Origin of the sequence: Halobacillus trueperi (genome assembly GCF_003386945.1) — a bacterium.
In the GTDB taxonomy this organism is placed as follows: domain Bacteria; phylum Bacillota; class Bacilli; order Bacillales; family Halobacillaceae; genus Halobacillus; species Halobacillus aidingensis.
Genome location: NZ_QUAE01000003.1, coordinates 67,416 through 82,883, shown reverse-complemented (window position 1 = coordinate 82,883; position 15,468 = coordinate 67,416). Strand labels below are relative to the sequence as shown.

The 15,468-nt window shown below is 43.1% G+C and carries 15 protein-coding genes, 1 other RNA gene and 1 pseudogene; 8 read left to right on the top strand and 9 right to left on the bottom strand.

Annotation, left to right across the window (positions count from 1 at the left end; genetic code table 11):
• Positions 1 to 2: 2 nt before the first annotated feature.
• Genes DYE48_RS05265 through DYE48_RS05250 form a run of 4 tightly spaced genes read right to left on the bottom strand, consistent with a single transcriptional unit; the run spans position 3 to position 3,875 of the window.
• Positions 3 to 269: a phosphocarrier protein HPr gene (locus tag DYE48_RS05265; protein ID WP_035506024.1), complete on the bottom strand. Its 267-nt coding sequence runs from the start codon at positions 267 to 269 to the stop codon at positions 3 to 5.
• A 55-nt stretch (positions 270 to 324) separates the two neighbouring features.
• A complete protein-coding gene (locus tag DYE48_RS05260; protein ID WP_115822710.1) occupies positions 325 to 2,199 on the bottom strand; it encodes a PTS fructose transporter subunit IIABC in 1,875 nt (624 codons plus the stop codon).
• Positions 2,200 to 2,214: 15 nt separating this feature from the next.
• Complete coding sequence (gene pfkB, locus DYE48_RS05255; RefSeq protein WP_115822709.1) at positions 2,215 to 3,129, bottom strand: 1-phosphofructokinase; 915 nt, start codon at positions 3,127 to 3,129, stop codon at positions 2,215 to 2,217.
• On the bottom strand, positions 3,126 to 3,875 hold the full coding sequence (locus DYE48_RS05250; protein ID WP_115822708.1) for a DeoR/GlpR family DNA-binding transcription regulator: 750 nt from the start codon (positions 3,873 to 3,875) through the stop codon (positions 3,126 to 3,128). The genes pfkB and DYE48_RS05250 overlap by 4 nt, the downstream gene beginning before the upstream one ends.
• Positions 3,876 to 4,241: 366 nt before the next feature.
• On the opposite strand from DYE48_RS05250, the gene secG reads away from it, so the two are divergent.
• The 4 genes and pseudogenes from secG (at position 4,242) to rnr (ending at position 8,406) form a co-directional block, all read left to right on the top strand.
• On the top strand, positions 4,242 to 4,475 hold the full coding sequence (gene secG, locus DYE48_RS05245) for a preprotein translocase subunit SecG (RefSeq protein ID WP_089651380.1): 234 nt from the start codon (positions 4,242 to 4,244) through the stop codon (positions 4,473 to 4,475).
• 384 nt (positions 4,476 to 4,859) lie between these two features.
• Positions 4,860 to 4,961: pseudogene (locus DYE48_RS21350) on the top strand (DnaA N-terminal domain-containing protein); the annotation flags it as partial.
• A 372-nt stretch (positions 4,962 to 5,333) separates the two neighbouring features.
• Positions 5,334 to 6,077 carry an alpha/beta hydrolase gene (locus tag DYE48_RS05230; protein WP_115822706.1) on the top strand — a complete coding sequence of 248 codons (744 nt, stop codon included), beginning with the start codon at positions 5,334 to 5,336 and terminating at the stop codon, positions 6,075 to 6,077.
• A 40-nt stretch (positions 6,078 to 6,117) separates the two neighbouring features.
• Positions 6,118 to 8,406 carry a ribonuclease R gene (rnr, locus tag DYE48_RS05225; RefSeq protein ID WP_115822705.1) on the top strand — a complete coding sequence of 763 codons (2,289 nt, stop codon included), beginning with the start codon at positions 6,118 to 6,120 and terminating at the stop codon, positions 8,404 to 8,406.
• A gap of 41 nt (positions 8,407 to 8,447) precedes the next feature.
• On the opposite strand, the gene DYE48_RS05220 is transcribed toward rnr, so the two are convergent.
• Complete coding sequence (locus DYE48_RS05220) at positions 8,448 to 8,867, bottom strand: Thoeris anti-defense Tad2 family protein (protein ID WP_115822704.1); 420 nt, start codon at positions 8,865 to 8,867, stop codon at positions 8,448 to 8,450.
• An 87-nt stretch (positions 8,868 to 8,954) separates the two neighbouring features.
• Positions 8,955 to 9,827 carry a GNAT family N-acetyltransferase gene (locus DYE48_RS05215; RefSeq protein ID WP_115822703.1) on the bottom strand — a complete coding sequence of 291 codons (873 nt, stop codon included), beginning with the start codon at positions 9,825 to 9,827 and terminating at the stop codon, positions 8,955 to 8,957.
• Between the two features lie 157 nt (positions 9,828 to 9,984).
• On the opposite strand from DYE48_RS05215, the gene smpB reads away from it, so the two are divergent.
• The 3 genes from smpB to DYE48_RS05200 all read left to right on the top strand — a co-directional run bounded on the left by smpB (position 9,985) and on the right by DYE48_RS05200 (position 11,677).
• Complete coding sequence (gene smpB, locus DYE48_RS05210; protein ID WP_089651385.1) at positions 9,985 to 10,449, top strand: SsrA-binding protein SmpB; 465 nt, start codon at positions 9,985 to 9,987, stop codon at positions 10,447 to 10,449.
• Between the two features lie 98 nt (positions 10,450 to 10,547).
• Positions 10,548 to 10,910, top strand: a transfer-messenger RNA (tmRNA) gene (ssrA, locus tag DYE48_RS05205).
• Between the two features lie 341 nt (positions 10,911 to 11,251).
• Positions 11,252 to 11,677, top strand: a complete 426-nt coding sequence (locus DYE48_RS05200) for a universal stress protein (protein ID WP_115822702.1) — start codon at positions 11,252 to 11,254, stop codon at positions 11,675 to 11,677.
• Positions 11,678 to 11,793: 116 nt separating this feature from the next.
• Here DYE48_RS05200 and DYE48_RS05195 read toward each other — a convergent pair whose 3' ends face one another.
• Together DYE48_RS05195 and DYE48_RS05190 are read right to left on the bottom strand one after the other, a co-directional pair.
• A complete protein-coding gene (locus DYE48_RS05195; RefSeq protein WP_115822701.1) occupies positions 11,794 to 12,231 on the bottom strand; it encodes a YndM family protein in 438 nt (145 codons plus the stop codon).
• 108 nt (positions 12,232 to 12,339) lie between these two features.
• On the bottom strand, positions 12,340 to 13,284 hold the full coding sequence (locus DYE48_RS05190) for an arginine deiminase family protein (protein ID WP_425269289.1): 945 nt from the start codon (positions 13,282 to 13,284) through the stop codon (positions 12,340 to 12,342).
• Positions 13,285 to 13,405: 121 nt separating this feature from the next.
• On the opposite strand from DYE48_RS05190, the gene DYE48_RS05185 reads away from it, so the two are divergent.
• Complete coding sequence (locus DYE48_RS05185; RefSeq protein ID WP_115822699.1) at positions 13,406 to 14,722, top strand: amino acid permease; 1,317 nt, start codon at positions 13,406 to 13,408, stop codon at positions 14,720 to 14,722.
• Here the strand turns inward: DYE48_RS05185 and DYE48_RS05180 are convergent.
• The gene (locus DYE48_RS05180; RefSeq protein WP_115822698.1) at positions 14,711 to 15,466 is read right to left on the bottom strand and encodes a YqcI/YcgG family protein; all 756 of its coding nucleotides are present in this window, start codon (positions 15,464 to 15,466) and stop codon (positions 14,711 to 14,713) included. The two genes, DYE48_RS05185 and DYE48_RS05180, sit on opposite strands and share 12 nt — an antisense overlap.
• Positions 15,467 to 15,468 lie beyond the last annotated feature (2 nt).

Sequence of the window (15,468 nt, the reverse complement as noted above, 5' to 3'; positions counted from 1 at the left end):
TGTTATTCCCCCAAGCCTTCGTTCTTCATTGTTGTTTCCAAATGGTCGATCGCTTCTTGTTCGTCACTGCCTTCCGCTGTGATTTTAACTTCAGCGTCTGCAGGAATCCCAAGGCTCATGATTCCCATGATGGACTTAAGATTTACGGATTTTTCTTTGTAATGTAGGTTAATATCAGACTCGTACTTTCCTGCATTTTGTACAAGTACTGTTGCTGGACGAGCGTGAACACCGTCGGACGATGTAATTTTAAACGTTTTCTCTACCATTATAATTCCTCCTTAAAACATGCTATTGTTTATGACTTACCCTAACTTTATTATTTTAAGCCTTTTGAAGGTCTTTTTTCAAGAATCCTACAACAATTGCTGAAAGAATTGCACCGGCAATGATTGCCACAAGATAAAGAACAATTTGCATAAACCCACCTTCTACAAGCGGGGCAACAATAATACCGCCGTGCGGGGCACGCAGCCCGATTCCGAATAACATGGTCAACATACCAGTCAAAGCACTACCTGCGACCATGGAAGGGATGACACGGGCGGGATCCGCTGCAGCGAATGGGATCGCTCCTTCTGTGATGAAGAAAGCTCCAAGCGGGTAAGCGGCTTTCCCTGTTTCACGCTCTTGTTTGGTAAATTTATTTTTGAAAAGGGTCGTGGCTAAGCCCATCGCAAGGGGTGGAACCATGCCACCAGCCATCGCAGCTGCGATAAATGTATAGTTCCCTGCATCAAGTGCCGCAATTCCGAATGTGTAGGCAGCCTTGTTTACTGGACCTCCCATATCAACAGCCATCATGCCACCGACAATTAATCCAAGCAGAGCTAAGTTGGATCCGCTCATACTTTCTAAGAAACCGAATAGAGCCGTGTAAACACTAGTCAACGCAGGGTTAATTAGTAACATGATCATTCCTGTTCCGAAAATCGCAAGGACCGGATAGAAAAGGACCGTTTTCATACCATCAAGGATTGTTGGTAAACCTTCTAACCATTTCTTAATAAGCAATGTCAGATAACCAGCTAAGAAACCGGCAATGAGACCGCCTAAGAAGCCAGATCCATTACCCGCACCTTCGACTGTTTGCGTGATAGCAATAAAACCACCAATCATACCAGGGGCAAAGCCAGGGCGATCAGCGATGCTCATCGCAATAAAACCGGCCAATACAGGGACAAGTAAGAAAAAGGCAGCATCTCCGCCAATAGTACTTAGCATTTGTGCGAACTGATTCTCTGACTCGATACCGAAGAAGAAGGAGATGGCAATTAAAATTCCGCCCCCGACAACAAATGGAAGCATGTTAGAAACACCATTCATTAAGTGTTTATAGACGCCTTTGCGCTGGCCTTTTTCATCTGATGTATCTTTATTGCTTCCTCCACCTTGATAAACAGGAGCATCTTTATTTACTGCTTTGTTAATCAATTCTTTTGGTTCGTGAATCGCTTTAGCGACCGGAACTTCAATAACGGGCTTGCCATTGAATGGTTCCATATCGACTTTCGTATCTGCTGCAACGATAATGGCGTCCGCTTCTGCAATATCTTCCTTGGTCAGGCGGTTTTTTATACCTCCAGACCCGTTGGTTTGCACTTTAATGTTCACACCCATTTCCTTTGCAGTAGCTTTCAATTTATCAGCGGCCATAAAGGTGTGAGCAATACCGGTTGGACATGCAGTGACGGCCAGAATCTTTCCTGCTGGCTGATCTGCCGTATCTTCATCACCATCTTCTTCTGCTTCTTTTGCGTTAATGGCTTCGATGACATCAGCTTCCGATTTGGCTGCTTCCAGTTGTTCACGGAATTTGTTATCCATTAAAAAGGAAGAAAGACGGGACAGGGTTTCTAAGTGTGTGTTGTTAGCGCCTTCAGAAGCTGCAATCATGAAAAAGAGGTTCGTCGGCTGGCCGTCCAACGATTCGTAATCTAATCCATCCTGAGACCTGCCAAAAGCGATGGCAGGATTCTTTACGGCAGAAGTTTTCGCGTGCGGGATGGCAATTCCTTCTCCAATTCCTGTGGTGCTTTGCTGTTCCCGAGCCTCAATGGCTTGCTTGAAATCATCGCGATCATTCAGCTTACCGGCACGGTCCAATTGACCGACAAGCTCATCGATTGCTTCTGGCTTGGAAGAGGCAGACATATTCAATACGATGGTTTCTTTCGTCAGTAAATCTGTAATTTTCATGGTGATTCACTCCCCTTAGTTTATATTGGAAACGTGGATTTCAGTCAGCAACCGTTCTACATCTTCTTTTTGACAAAGATCATCCTGAAAAGCTGTGGCACTTCCTGAAGCCACACCATAACGGAAAGCTTGTTCAATTGGTTCGTCAGTTTCCAGTCCTGCTAGAAAACCCGATACAACGGAATCTCCCGCTCCGACAGAGTTTTTTACATGACCTTGAGGTACATTGGCGAACATTTCATGGTTTCGCCCTACATAAACAGCGCCCTCTCCGCCCATGGATACAATCACGTGCTCAACGCCTTGTTGGATTAACTTCCTTCCGTAAAGGGCTGCCTTTTCTTTTGTATCTATCTCAACGTTGAAAAGCTCACCCAATTCATGATGGTTCGGTTTCAAGAGGAAGAGCGGGTGGCCGAGCAATTGTTCCAATGCTTTCCCTGACGTATCAGCAACGACTTTTGTTCCATTTTCAGCACAGATTGAAGCCATGGTTATATAAAAGTCGGACGGCAGGGAAGAGGGAAGACTTCCAGCTAGTACAAGTGTGTCTTTATTTGAAAGATTTCTCACTTGCTCTAAAAGTTCTTCCTGTAAAGATTCTGATATTTCCGCTCCAGGGCCGTTAATTTCTGTTTCGTTGTTACTTTTCAACTTCACGTTTACTCTTGTCGTTTGTGATGTTTCGATAAAAGCATGGTCAATAGCTTCCTGATTTAAAAACTGTTGGACAAAAGCACCTGTAAAGCCGCCGATATACCCGAGCGCTTTGGTTTTGACACCAAGGCGGTTCATGACACGAGAAACGTTTATCCCTTTCCCTCCAGGGTAATAGAAGGTTTCTTTTGCCCGGTTCAAAGCCCCTGCTTCAAATGCTTCAACGTTCATGATGTAATCGATGGAAGGGTTTAATGTACACGTGTAAATCATGTTGTCACAACCTTTATATTGGTTTTCTTACGATAGTCTTCAATTGATGCACCATTATAATCTGTAATGATTTCTGCTTCTGACAGATTAGAGAACTTCATGAAAGCGACCTTCTCAAATTTGGAATGATCGGCAAGGACGTAACGATTCTTCGATAAGTTCAACGTCATCTGTTTGATCGCCGCTTCTTCGGGATCGGGTGTTGTGTACCCATCCTTTAGAGTGACCCCGTTCGCTCCCATGAAACATTGGTCGAAGCGGTATTGTTGAAGGTTTTGAATCGCACCGGCTCCGACGACCGCGCCTGTCTGGTGTTTAACAAGACCGCCAAGGACGTAGGTTTTGATCTGATGGGTGTTCAAGGCTTCCAGGTGACTCAAACCATTCGTTACGACAATGATATTTTTCTCTTTAAGGAAAGGAATCATTTCAAAAGTGGTCGAACCAGCATCAATGAAAATACAGTCTCCCTCCTGCACGAGGGAGGCGGCGAATTGGGCGATCGCCTGTTTCTCGCTGTGAAACTTTGTGACTTTTTCCCTCATGGTCGGTTCTTCACTCGCGGAGCTTCTCAATGACGCTCCCCCATGGACACGCCTTAAGAGTCCTTGTTCTTCCAACTGATCTAAATCACGGCGGATGGTCGATTCTGATGCACCTGTCACTTCAACTAAACGTTTGATTTTGGATGTATGATCGTTTTTGACTGTTTTTAATATAAGTTGTTGTCGTTCTGGTGTAAGCATGTTCCTACACTCCTTGCTTGTTCTCTATATTTATAATAAAAGAAAACCCTTACAAAAATCAACCATAAACTTTCAAAATCAATCAAAATCATTCATATCTGTTCAAAGATGAGCAGATTGAATAAGATTTAGATTTTATATCATCCTTTAAGAAGGGGTCCGTACCCAAAGAATCTTCTGCAAAAATAATTTGTCCTTTCTATCATTAAATAAGTTTTATTTCCTATACGACATTCTCTCTCTTTTCAGTTCGTCCATTACCTGTGTATAAACCTTTTATGAATTTAGAATAAGCTTGCTGATGAAAGGCTTTTATGCTACATTTAAACTAGTTATCTGTACGTTTTTAGGAGGTGTGGGCACATCATGGAAACACTTGCAATTACTTTACTAACCATCAACACGATTGCAATGATCGTCCTTGTACTATTGCAATCTGGAAAGAGTGCCGGTCTTTCAGGAGCGATTTCTGGCGGAGCGGAACAACTATTTGGGAAGCAGAAAGCACGGGGAATTGACGCAGTGTTGCACAAAGCAACGGTAGTAACAGGCGTTCTTTTCTTTGTTTTAGCTTTCTTAACTGCATATATCCTCGGTTAATCAAAAAAACTGCGCTTCATAAAATGAAGCGCAGTTTTTTTATGTTCTCCTAATTCAAATCTTAACTAGCGCTAAAGCTCCTGATTGTGGAAGGCTCAGTTTCGAAATGTTTGTGAGGTGGATTGGGACGTCGGGGGATGGCCCGCTTTCCGCGAGGGTGCCAGGAGGATCTCCCAAGTAACCTTGAAGAAAGCCTTGTCTGGTTGAAGCAATGAATGACGGATTCCTTGCCATGGATACGGGGTCAGGGAAACGACGATTTGCGGTGTTTGGAATCCGTTCGTAGAAAAACACACACGTTCAGGTCTCCTTTCGCTTTTCATGCGGACGTTTCCCAGACCCTGTTCCCTCGCCTTATTAGTGCAGTTTCTAATGGTTGGAACGACTATTAATGAAAATACGCTGACGATCGTTGCTCCGAATGAATTCGCAAGAGATTGGCTTGAAAATCAATATGAGAGCTTTATTATGGAAACTTTATATGAGTGACTTTCCTGCCAATCTCGGCAGATCCATTTGAAGGGAGGTCGAGAACCTCATATGGCAAAGGGGCGGAGGGAAAAGGTGAGACTCCTGTGGGAAGTGCGTGGTAGATGAGACCAGACCCCGCAGAGCGTTAGCTCGAGGAGGCTCATCACTCGCCCACGGAAAGCGAACCTTTTCCCGTAGCCCCTAAACTCCCACATAAGTCTCGAAATCAAGTCTTACACAATCCTGCCACTTCGTTTCATAATAGGGGGAAATGGTTATTCAGGTTCAAAATGTGCCAGGGGAACTTAATTTTGGTAAAATAGAATACATTGCACTTTAGAATGAAATCTTAAAAACAGGACATAGATGAAGTAAGGAGAGAATGACATGAAAATTAAACAACCTCAGCCATTTACGTTTGAGGAAGGAGAACGTGCGGTATTATTACTACATGGTTTTACTGGTCACTCTGCCGATGTGCGGATGCTTGGCCGGTTTTTACAAAAGCACGGCTATACGACACATGCACCTATTTATGCAGGGCATGGACAAGAGCTTGAGGCATTGATCGAGGCAAGGCCTGAAGATTGGTGGGCGGATGTTCAAAACGCCTTGAACCATTTGCGCGAGCTTGGGTATGAGAAAATTGCTGTCGCCGGATTGTCACTTGGAGGCGTCCTTGGCCTGAAACTTGCTTATTCGGAACCAATCAAAGGAATCATTACGATGTGTTCCCCGATGTTTTTTGACAATGAGAAACAATTAACCCAAGGTTTTGAATTCAAAGCAAGGCAGTATAAACAACTAGAAGGAAAAGATAAAGAAACGATCGATCGCGAAGTAGAGGATCTTCTGGATCAATCAAAAGAGATGTTCAAGCAGTTGGGCGGATTTATTACAGAGGTTCATAACGAAGTCGATCAAATTTATACTCCTACCTTTGTTGTACAAGCAGAAAATGATGAAATGATTAACACAGAAAGTGCAAACTATATTTATGAACAAGTAGAAGCCGATCAAAAAGATATTAAATGGTACAAAAACTCTGGTCACGTGATCACAATGGATAAGGAAAAAGAGCAGCTGCACGAAGACGTCCTCGCTTTCCTTGAGTCTCTGGACTGGTCATGACGCCGGAGTCTTGTCCTTCATTTAAAAGGAGGTAAGACAATTGAGTATAGAGTTAAAACAGCAAATTTTAGACTTTTTCAAAGAAACAGCATCAAAACCACTATCTGTACAAGAACTTGAAGAGACATTAGAACTTGGGAGTTCTGATGAATTCAAGGACCTCATGAAGGTACTGAATGAGCTTGAGGAAGAGGGAGAGCTTGTGCGGACGCGTAAAAACCGCTTTGGTCTTCCGGAGAAGATGAACCTGATTCGCGGACGTATTCAAATGCATGCGAAAGGCTTCGCTTTTCTAATCCCTGATGAGGAAGACAAGGATGATGTGTACATTCATCATTCCGACCTTCATTCAGCCATGAACAATGATAAAGTTCTCGTCCGTATTGAAAAACGGAAAGAGGATGGGACGCGGCCGGAAGGTACGGTCATCCGTATTTTGGAAAGGGCCACGACGCGTGTCGTTGGAACATACGAATCCAGCCGCAATTTCGGTTTTGTCATCGCTGATGATAAGCGTATTCCAAATGATATCTTCATTCCTAAGAGTCAGAACAATGGCGCCATCGATGGACATAAAGTGATCGTGAATATAACGAAGTTCCCGGAAGATCGTATGAGTGCTGAAGGGGAAATCGTAGAAATTCTCGGCCATAAAAATGACCCTGGCATTGATATCATCTCCATCATTTATAAGCATGGCATCAAAGTGGACTTTCCTGAGGAAGTGTTGCAACAAGCGGCAGACACGCCGGATGAAATCCACCCAGATGAAATCAAAAACCGCCGCGATCTGCGTGATGAAATGATCGTTACGATTGATGGAGCGGACGCTAAGGACCTTGATGATGCCGTCATGGTCAAAAAGCTTGATAACGGCAACTATAAACTCGGCGTTTCCATTGCTGATGTCACCTATTATGTTGAAGAAGGCTCTCCGATCGATCAGGAAGCGAGGGAACGTGCGACGAGTGTGTATTTAGTGGATCGTGTTATTCCAATGATCCCGCACCGTTTATCCAACGGGATCTGTTCCTTGAATCCACAAGTGGATCGTCTGACATTGACTTGTGAAATGGAAATCAACAGCCATGGAGAAGTCGTGAACCACGAAATTTTCCAAAGTGTCATTAAGACCAATGAACGAATGACCTATAAAGATGTGAACAGCATTTTACAGGACGAAGATCCTGAATTGATCAAAAAATATGAAGAGCTCGTGCCGATGTTCAGAGATATGGAGAAGCTGGCGAGTATTTTGAGAGGAAAAAGAATGGGTCGCGGAGCCATTGATTTTGACTTTAAAGAAGCCGGCGTGGTCGTTGATGAAGAAGGTAAAGCTGTCGATGTCCGCTTGCGTGAGCGTTCTGTCGCAGAGCGTTTGATTGAAGAATTCATGTTGGCTGCGAACGAAACCGTAGCTGAACATTTCCACTGGATGGATGTGCCGTTCATTCACCGTATTCACCAGGATCCGGATGAAGATAAGCTCCAGAACTTTTTTGAGTTCGTTGCCAATATGGGGTATTCAGTAAAAGGAACGGCAGACAATGTTCATCCGCAGGCTTTGCAGAAGGTGCTGGAAGAAGTGAAGGGCACACAGGAAGATATGATTATCTCGAAGCTGATGCTGCGTTCCATGCAGCAGGCGAAGTATGACCCTCAAGGTCTCGGTCACTTCGGGTTGGCCACAGATTTTTACACTCACTTCACTTCCCCGATCCGTCGGTATCCGGACTTGATCGTCCACCGTTTGATCCGCACTTACTTGGTTGAAGAGAAGCTGGATTACAAGACACGGAAGCATTGGAAAGATCAAATGCCTGAAATCGCCCGCCATTCTTCCGAAATGGAACGAGCGGCAGTGGATGCGGAACGAGAAACGGATGATCTGAAAAAGGCTGAATTCATGCAGGATAAAATCGGAGAAGAATATGAAGGTGTCATCAGTTCAGTGACCAGTTTCGGAATGTTCGTCGAACTTCCGAATACCGTTGAAGGACTGGTGCACGTCAGTACATTGACCGATGATTATTATCACTATCATGAAAAACAGTATGCCATGATTGGTGAACGCACAGGGAATGTTTACCGTATCGGTGATGAAGTAACCATCAAGGTGACGAATGTCAATATTGATGAGCGAGTGGTTGATTTCGAAATTGATGGCATGAAACCGAGGAAAGAACGGAAACGCCCAGAGCGTCCGAAACAGATCAAGTCCAAAGGACCGGATCGCAAAAAAGAGAAGAAGAAAAACAAACAAAAAGGAAACAAACCTTTTTACAGAAACAAAGGCGTTTCTAAAAAAGGAAGCAAAAAGAAAAAATAAGAAAAACGCGCGAAATCATTCGCGCGTTTTTTAGTGAAGTTTTATGCACTGATCGTATTTTGAACAGTGGCTACATCTTGTTCATTCAAATAGCGTGCCGAATTGGTAAGGTCCAGATTTACGAAACGGGACCACTGAGACAATTCATCGGCTTCCACGAGGTGGTTATTCATGATGCTGCCTCCGTTTTCAGAGCAAATGTGATAAGAAACAAAAAGTTTCCCCTGCATCAATTCGCGATCGTGAGAAACCGAAACGATCGTCCATTGATCTTTGCTTGTTTGTTCCCAATCAGATGCGAGAGCATCTTCTGTCGTTAAAGAATAAAAAGTAGGTTCATTATGATCAAAGAAAATAATTTTTCCTTTTTCATCTTTTACGATATATCCGGAATTCTTCCATGTATGACGTTCCAAAGCATGACCTTCATCTAACAGCTGTACGGCTTGCATAAAGTTCATAGTCTTTAATCCTTTCTTGCGTTAAAATTTTTCCTTAGAGGATTCTAAATACTATGAAGGAGCTTGTCAATATATGCAGGAGAATTTTCATAATTGTGGCTTTTTCCAAGAACCATAAAGAATCCATGGTTCCTGGACATCATAGGCGGTCAGTTCAGGAATGTTCTTAAATCCCTGGTCGGAAAAATCAATCCAGCAACCGACATTATCCGGGTTGTTATTCCAATGATGGAGGATGGTTTCAAACAAGCCGGGTTGAGCATAATGATCGTCCCAAAAGTATTTGACATGAGAATAATCGTATTTCTTTGTATCATTTTTTATGATGACAAACCGGCTTTGATCGGGATTCTCAAAAAAGGAGCACGCCTGTAAATAATCATCGGTGAATAGAGCCTCGTCAAAAGGGAAGGGATAGTAGCATTCGTATGGAAAAGTTCCTAAATAGTTTTCTTCCAAACGGGTCAACAGGCCGCGCTTTCTTTTTAAATCATGGACAGGATTCCATACAGGACCTGGCGTGTGTCCTGTCAACAAATCGGGGCGTTTTAAAGTCAGGTAATGGATGATTGGCCCTTGATCGATCCCGAGTTTTTCAAGGACACGTCTTGCAGGTAAATTTCCAAGGTGTGTATTCGCGCCGATCCAGCTTACTCTTGGATCTCTTTTCAATTGATCAACGACAGGCTTGAGCAATTCGGTGGCGTTTCCTTTCATATGAAAGCGGCGATCACTTCGCAGCCGGCCGAGCATAGCGAATTTATCCTGACCAAATAAGCTGTAGCCGCCAACAGCAAGCATCCGTCCATTTTGAAAGAGTCCGAAGAGTTCATGACTGCCAGAAGTGACGAGACGATCAAAAATCCGTACCACATAGTCGTCTTCTATCCCTGTATCCATTTCTTTGAGGGCGGGGTAGTCTTCTATCGTTAATGGTTTTACGTTCATGACTTGTTCCATTCGTTGTATCTCCTTTATCAAGCATGTGCAACTTAATATTCTCACACGCTGACAGAAAAAGTCTATTCAGACAGATCAGATTTCATCCGTTTGATATCAATTGGAAATGACAATGAGTTTTGGTACAATGAAGGGACGCAACAGAGGAGGAAAAGGTATGCCAAGAGGACATGGAAAAACGTTAGCTCAAAATAAAAAAGCCCGTCACGATTTTGCCATAGAAGAAACATTTGAAGCAGGAATCGTTTTACAGGGGACAGAAATCAAATCGATCCGTAATGGACGTTTGAACTTGAAAGACAGCTTTGCCCGCATCAATAAAGGGGAAGTGTATTTACACAACATGCACATTTCTCCATACGAGCAGGGGAATATTTACAACCATGAACCAACACGGGCACGTAAGCTGTTGCTGCACCGAAAGGAAATCAACCAGCTGATTGGTCAAACCCAGCAGAAAGGTTATTCTTTAGTTCCATTGAAAGTATATATTAAGAATGGTGTGGCTAAAGTGCTTGTTGGAGTTGGTAGAGGCAAGAAGAAATATGATAAGCGAGAAGATCTGAAGCGTAAACAACAGAAGCGTGAGATCGACCGTGCAATTAAGGACAGCCTTCGCTGACGCATACCCCCTTGAAAAATATTATATTTCTGCTATAATAGTATTTGTCGTCAACACGACATGGATTGACAGCTTGACTGTTATCCCTTAATCCTAACGGGGACGTTACGGATTCGACGGGGATAGGTCGAGCTCGGGTTGCGAGTCGAGCGACGCCTCGTAAAACCGTCATTTGCCTAAATATAACTGGCGAATCTAACGAAAACCTAGCTGTAGCTGCGTAAGTAGACTATAGCTGATCCTTCCTGGCATCGCCCATGTGCTAGATGAAGGGTCTCAAACTAAAGTGGGCTACGCGTTTTTCCACCGCCTGAGGAAAAACGAAGAGAACAATCAGGCTAGCTCCTCGGAAGCCTGTTGGTAGGCTGAAGAGGCAGTGAACTATAATATATCAACTACACTCGTAGAAGCCCGAGTGCCGATATCTCCGGACGTGGGTTCGACTCCCACCGTCTCCACCAATACATACATTGGTGGTTTTTTTATGCTTTATTTTTCTTGTATGGTCTTTTTCAAGTGTCATTCATGATAGCCCCTAAAGAAAATCTTCTCCTGCGTTCTTACTCATTTATTGTTGAAAAATGGTTTTCATTCTACCCCATTCATTAGTTAGATGAAATTTTTGTATTTATAACAGAATAAATTTGATAAAATATTCTTAAGGAAACTTTTAGCAAAACGAGCGAAGGAAAAGTATCTTCGAAAAGCTAGGGTCTTTTTTTATAAGAACAACCGGAAGCGTTTTCAATTTTATTGTGAAGCTATTCTATTCATAAATATTTCTTTGAAGGAGCGAATTCTAATGTCACAAAAAATTTTAGTGCCGATTGATGGTTCAGATTTCTCGATAAGAGCTTTACAACATGCAATGGAAATAGCGAAAGCAATGGATGCAGAGATTCTCCTCTTAAATGTTCAATATAATTACAATTCCCCTAATATTAATCGGTTTGTAAGCAGAGAAGAAGTGCGTAAATATCAGCAGGAAAGTGCCAAAGAAGTGATTGATGGTGCACTGAAAGTAGTTGAAAATTCAGAGGTAACCGTACACACAAAAATGAGAATTGGTTCACCAGACTATGAAATTGCTAAAGAAGCAAAAGAATCGAATGTCTATAGTATCATAATGGGGTCTCGTGGATTAGGTGCGATTAAAAGTAAGATTGTGGGCAGTGTTAGTTTTAATGTCCTACATGTAGCGTCCTGTCCAGTCACAATGGTTAAATAAGTAAAAACAAGAAGCAATCATAAGTTTCTTTCATAGCTGTTATCTGTCACATGCGACAATGAAATGACCATAAAATAGAAGACCTGGTCCCTGATATAGAGTGACCAGGTCTTCTATTATATCTCATCATTATCTTCATATGGCGTCAGCTCTTCGGAGGCTTCTGTGCGCAGTTCTCCTGCTGGAGTGAATGCATCGTTGTCGGTTTCATTTTCTTCCATGGTTCTGACGACAGATTGATGGAAGAAGTACTCAAATATGGCTAAAGAGAGTGCAGAAAGGAAGGAAGCGGTGAGAACTCCATCCCCGATTGTAAGGGCTTCTGTCATAAAATAGACAAAACCGAAAATTAACACTACATCGATTAGTGTGACTGTTGTGTTTTTAGTACGGTCAAGAACGATTCGGTCTCCTACAGCATAGCCCACTAGACTAAGAACTAAGCTGATGAGAAAAACATCTCCAAAAGGGATATTAAAACCAGCACCTAAAAGAATGAAAAGGATCGCAAACGTGAAGATGAATTTCATTGCGAATAATTTAAGATGTTCCATAATAAACACCTCCTAATCTTATCCTTTCTCAGTACTTTATTTGTCATTCGTATAGAGAAAACGAATGTTGTAACGTTCAGAAGAAGAGAGCACGCATACACATGCTTTCTAACTTCTACGCTCAATAGGCAAGGTCATACAGCGAATTCCGCCCCCGCCAGCTTCCAATTCATCAACATCCACTTCAATCAGCCGCTTCTTTATCAAACGCTCATGGCGAAAGATTTTTTTGTGAGCTTTCGTGCTGATGAGTAACGTTTCTGGATCCAGGTTCAAGAAGTTGATATCTGCCACCGTATGTTTCACTTCATCGGTCCAGATGATCTCATATCCATGACGATGAAGGAATTCGTGCATCATGACATACGTGGATCCTTTTGCAGATAAAATTTCGACAGGAAAATAGCGCATATAACTTTTAGCTAAAGCTAGTCCTCCTCCAGCAATATTGAAATTCATATCTAAATGCATCGTATCTCCACGACGGGGAAGGTCGATGACACCGATCTCAGAAAAACCGAGAGGGATTAATTTATCTTTTAACGCTTTTGCGCTTTCATAGCTTGACCGCATTCCCACATTGATAAAAACCGCATCCTTGCTTAAAACAAATACATCCCCATTCTCAAGCGCATTTGCTGTATCATTTTCGTGGATGGAAAAATGTGCTTCATTAAACCATTGCTCAAAAACCTTATGTGCATGAATATATTCAGGTCTCCTCATGGTGGTTCCCGCTTCCCCAGGGATTACATGATTCCCGAACACACAGGCGAGATCACGGACAAAGACGCGGTTGATCAACTGTTCATGGAAAGCCCTTTCCTCATCTTTGAGGAAATTGGAATAGTCAACAACTTGAACCCCCGCGTTACTCATGGCGTCGACCATTTTGGTGAAACATCGTCTCATCTTATTGCTATCTGCTGTCTTTTCCCAACGGAGATCCGTTGCGGTTTGTTTATCAGGGACATGGAGGGCAGAGGGTGTACAAACGACGACACTCTTAAGCTCGTCGAATTCATTCCAGCAATTAGGGGTCAATGTAATCAAGAATGCCACGCTCCTTTTTTCATCTCTTGATACTTTCTCCCCATCACAAAAAAACATTCTTGCTTCCCCGCACATAATCCTGACAAATCATTTCAAACTAAATGCAGGAGGAGGGGTGGGAATGGCTGACGTACATAAAAAAGGAAAGCTGGCTTGGTGGCAGCTTTCATTCATTGGAATTGGATGTATTATCGGAACAGGGTTTTTTCTCGGATCCAGCATTGCCATCGAAAAAGCGGGACCAACTGTATTGCTCGCCTATTTATTGGCGGGGATAGGGACCTATATCGTTTTCCGTTCGCTGGCCGCCATGACCGCGAACCACCCTGAAAAAGGGTCGTTTCGGACGTATGCCAAACAAGCCTTTGGGCGATGGGCAGGATTCAGTAACGGCTGGGTTTACTGGTCCTCAGAAATGTTGATCATGGGAAGCCAGCTGACAGCCCTCGCCATTTTTGCACAGTTTTGGTTTGAGAAGATTCCATTGTGGATGTTGGCCTGTGTTTTTGCTGTCCTCGGCCTCTTGGTCATCTGGCTTGGTGTACAGCAAGTAGAGCGGATGGAGAATGTTTTTGGACTAATTAAAATATCTGCAATCGTCATGTTCATTCTTATCGCCATTCTTGCTTTGACTGGAGTCATCGGTGGAGGCGAACCGAAGGCTATGACAAGCCCGATGTCTTCCTTTTTTGATGGAAAGTGGTCCGGACTTTGGATCGCCCTGCTCTATGCATTTTATGCGTTTGGGGGGATTGAAGTCATGGGATTGATGGCTAATGAATTGAAAGATCCAAAAGATGCGCCGAAGTCTGGAACGTTGATGCTCATCGTGCTCACCGGTGTTTACCTGGCCGCCTTTTATTTTGTTATCACTCTTACCTCGTGGAAGAATATCTCCACAGAAGAAAGTCCTTTTCTTACAGCCTTAACCGAATATTCCCTTCCATGGGTCCCTCATGTATTCAATAGCGTCTTGATCATTGCTGGTTTTTCAACGATGGTCGCTTCCCTTTATGCGGTTACAACGATGATGATGACGTTGAGTGAGGAAGGGGATGCCCCTAGGATATTCGTAGAAAAAGAAGAAGGTAAAGTCTCAAAGCCTGCGTTTCTTCTGACAATCGGTGTGGTCATTCTTTCTATCATTCTTGCCGTCCTGCTTCCTGATCGGATATTTGAATATGTAACAACGGCAGCAGGATTGATGCTATTATACAACTGGGCTTTCATCCTCCTGTCTTACAAGAAGTTGATGGTGAAAGGGGTAAAGGGGACTATACTCGTGCTCATCGGGATCAGTCTAATCCTTGTAGCGGTAACAGGTACGTGGATTGATTCCATGACTCGTATCGGTTTTTTTGTAAGCTTAGCTTTCCTTGTCTTGATTGGCTTCGCAACATTGGTGAAGCAAAAGAAAACACCCCATTCAGGGGCGTAAACTTTTCCATTTGTTCTTCATTGCCATAAAAGGACATTTGGATAGGGATGATTCGTCATCTTTCAAGAAGTATTGCTTCCACTCATGGTTGTCTTTTTGTCCATACCACTTTAAAGCAGGGTGAGTAGGTATGCCGTCATACTCAACCAAACGCTTACGAATCACCTTTTTAATCCTCCTGCCAAAAGCTGTAGAATCATTGATCTCATCAAAAACCCAGCGAGGCTGGAAAGCGAGCAACAGACAAGGAAAACGACGGCTATTTCTTATTTCATGGGCAGGAGTTGCACAGAAAGCAAAGTAAGGTTCTCCATCAAAACAGAATTCCCACGCCGGGTTCTCAGGATCTTTAGGAATACCTTCAGGCCAGGGGGTGGTATCTTTTTTGTGCGTTTCGTTGAGCATATTCCAGAAAAGCTCTTCATATCTATCGATGGTCGTTTGTTCATCTAATAAGGCACGTGTATCACAAAAGATAACGAGGGAAGCATAGTTCCCCGTGTCTCTTGAAATTTCTCCATATTCTTTTAACAACTCAGCCAACTGATTTGTACTTTCATCTGTACGTGGATCATCCACAAACCCGAAACGTAACATGTTTTTCATGAACCCTTGAATGCCGGGTACACATGGATATGGAGTTTCCCGCTGATTCATCATGCTCGAAAATTGTTCGTAGACCTCGTGCTGCCAGAGGTCGAAGTCAATGACGTGGTTCTCTATATCTTCTTTGGTGTACAACATAA

Excerpts from the sequence above, each read along its gene's own strand:
- DYE48_RS05265 (WP_035506024.1), bottom strand. The coding sequence starts at position 269 with ATGGTAGAGAAAACGTTTAAAATTACATCGTCCGACGGTGTTCACGCT.
- DYE48_RS05260 (WP_115822710.1), bottom strand. The coding sequence starts at position 2,199 with ATGAAAATTACAGATTTACTGACGAAAGAAACCATCGTATTGAATATG.
- pfkB (WP_115822709.1), bottom strand. The coding sequence starts at position 3,129 with ATGATTTACACGTGTACATTAAACCCTTCCATCGATTACATCATGAAC.
- DYE48_RS05250 (WP_115822708.1), bottom strand. The coding sequence starts at position 3,875 with ATGCTTACACCAGAACGACAACAACTTATATTAAAAACAGTCAAAAAC.
- secG (WP_089651380.1), top strand. The coding sequence starts at position 4,242 with ATGGAAACACTTGCAATTACTTTACTAACCATCAACACGATTGCAATG.
- DYE48_RS05230 (WP_115822706.1), top strand. The coding sequence starts at position 5,334 with ATGAAAATTAAACAACCTCAGCCATTTACGTTTGAGGAAGGAGAACGT.
- DYE48_RS05220 (WP_115822704.1), bottom strand. The coding sequence starts at position 8,867 with ATGAACTTTATGCAAGCCGTACAGCTGTTAGATGAAGGTCATGCTTTG.
- DYE48_RS05215 (WP_115822703.1), bottom strand. The coding sequence starts at position 9,827 with ATGGAACAAGTCATGAACGTAAAACCATTAACGATAGAAGACTACCCC.
- smpB (WP_089651385.1), top strand. The coding sequence starts at position 9,985 with ATGCCAAGAGGACATGGAAAAACGTTAGCTCAAAATAAAAAAGCCCGT.
- DYE48_RS05200 (WP_115822702.1), top strand. The coding sequence starts at position 11,252 with ATGTCACAAAAAATTTTAGTGCCGATTGATGGTTCAGATTTCTCGATA.
- DYE48_RS05195 (WP_115822701.1), bottom strand. The coding sequence starts at position 12,231 with ATGGAACATCTTAAATTATTCGCAATGAAATTCATCTTCACGTTTGCG.
- DYE48_RS05185 (WP_115822699.1), top strand. The coding sequence starts at position 13,406 with ATGGCTGACGTACATAAAAAAGGAAAGCTGGCTTGGTGGCAGCTTTCA.
- DYE48_RS05180 (WP_115822698.1), bottom strand. The coding sequence starts at position 15,466 with ATGTTGTACACCAAAGAAGATATAGAGAACCACGTCATTGACTTCGAC.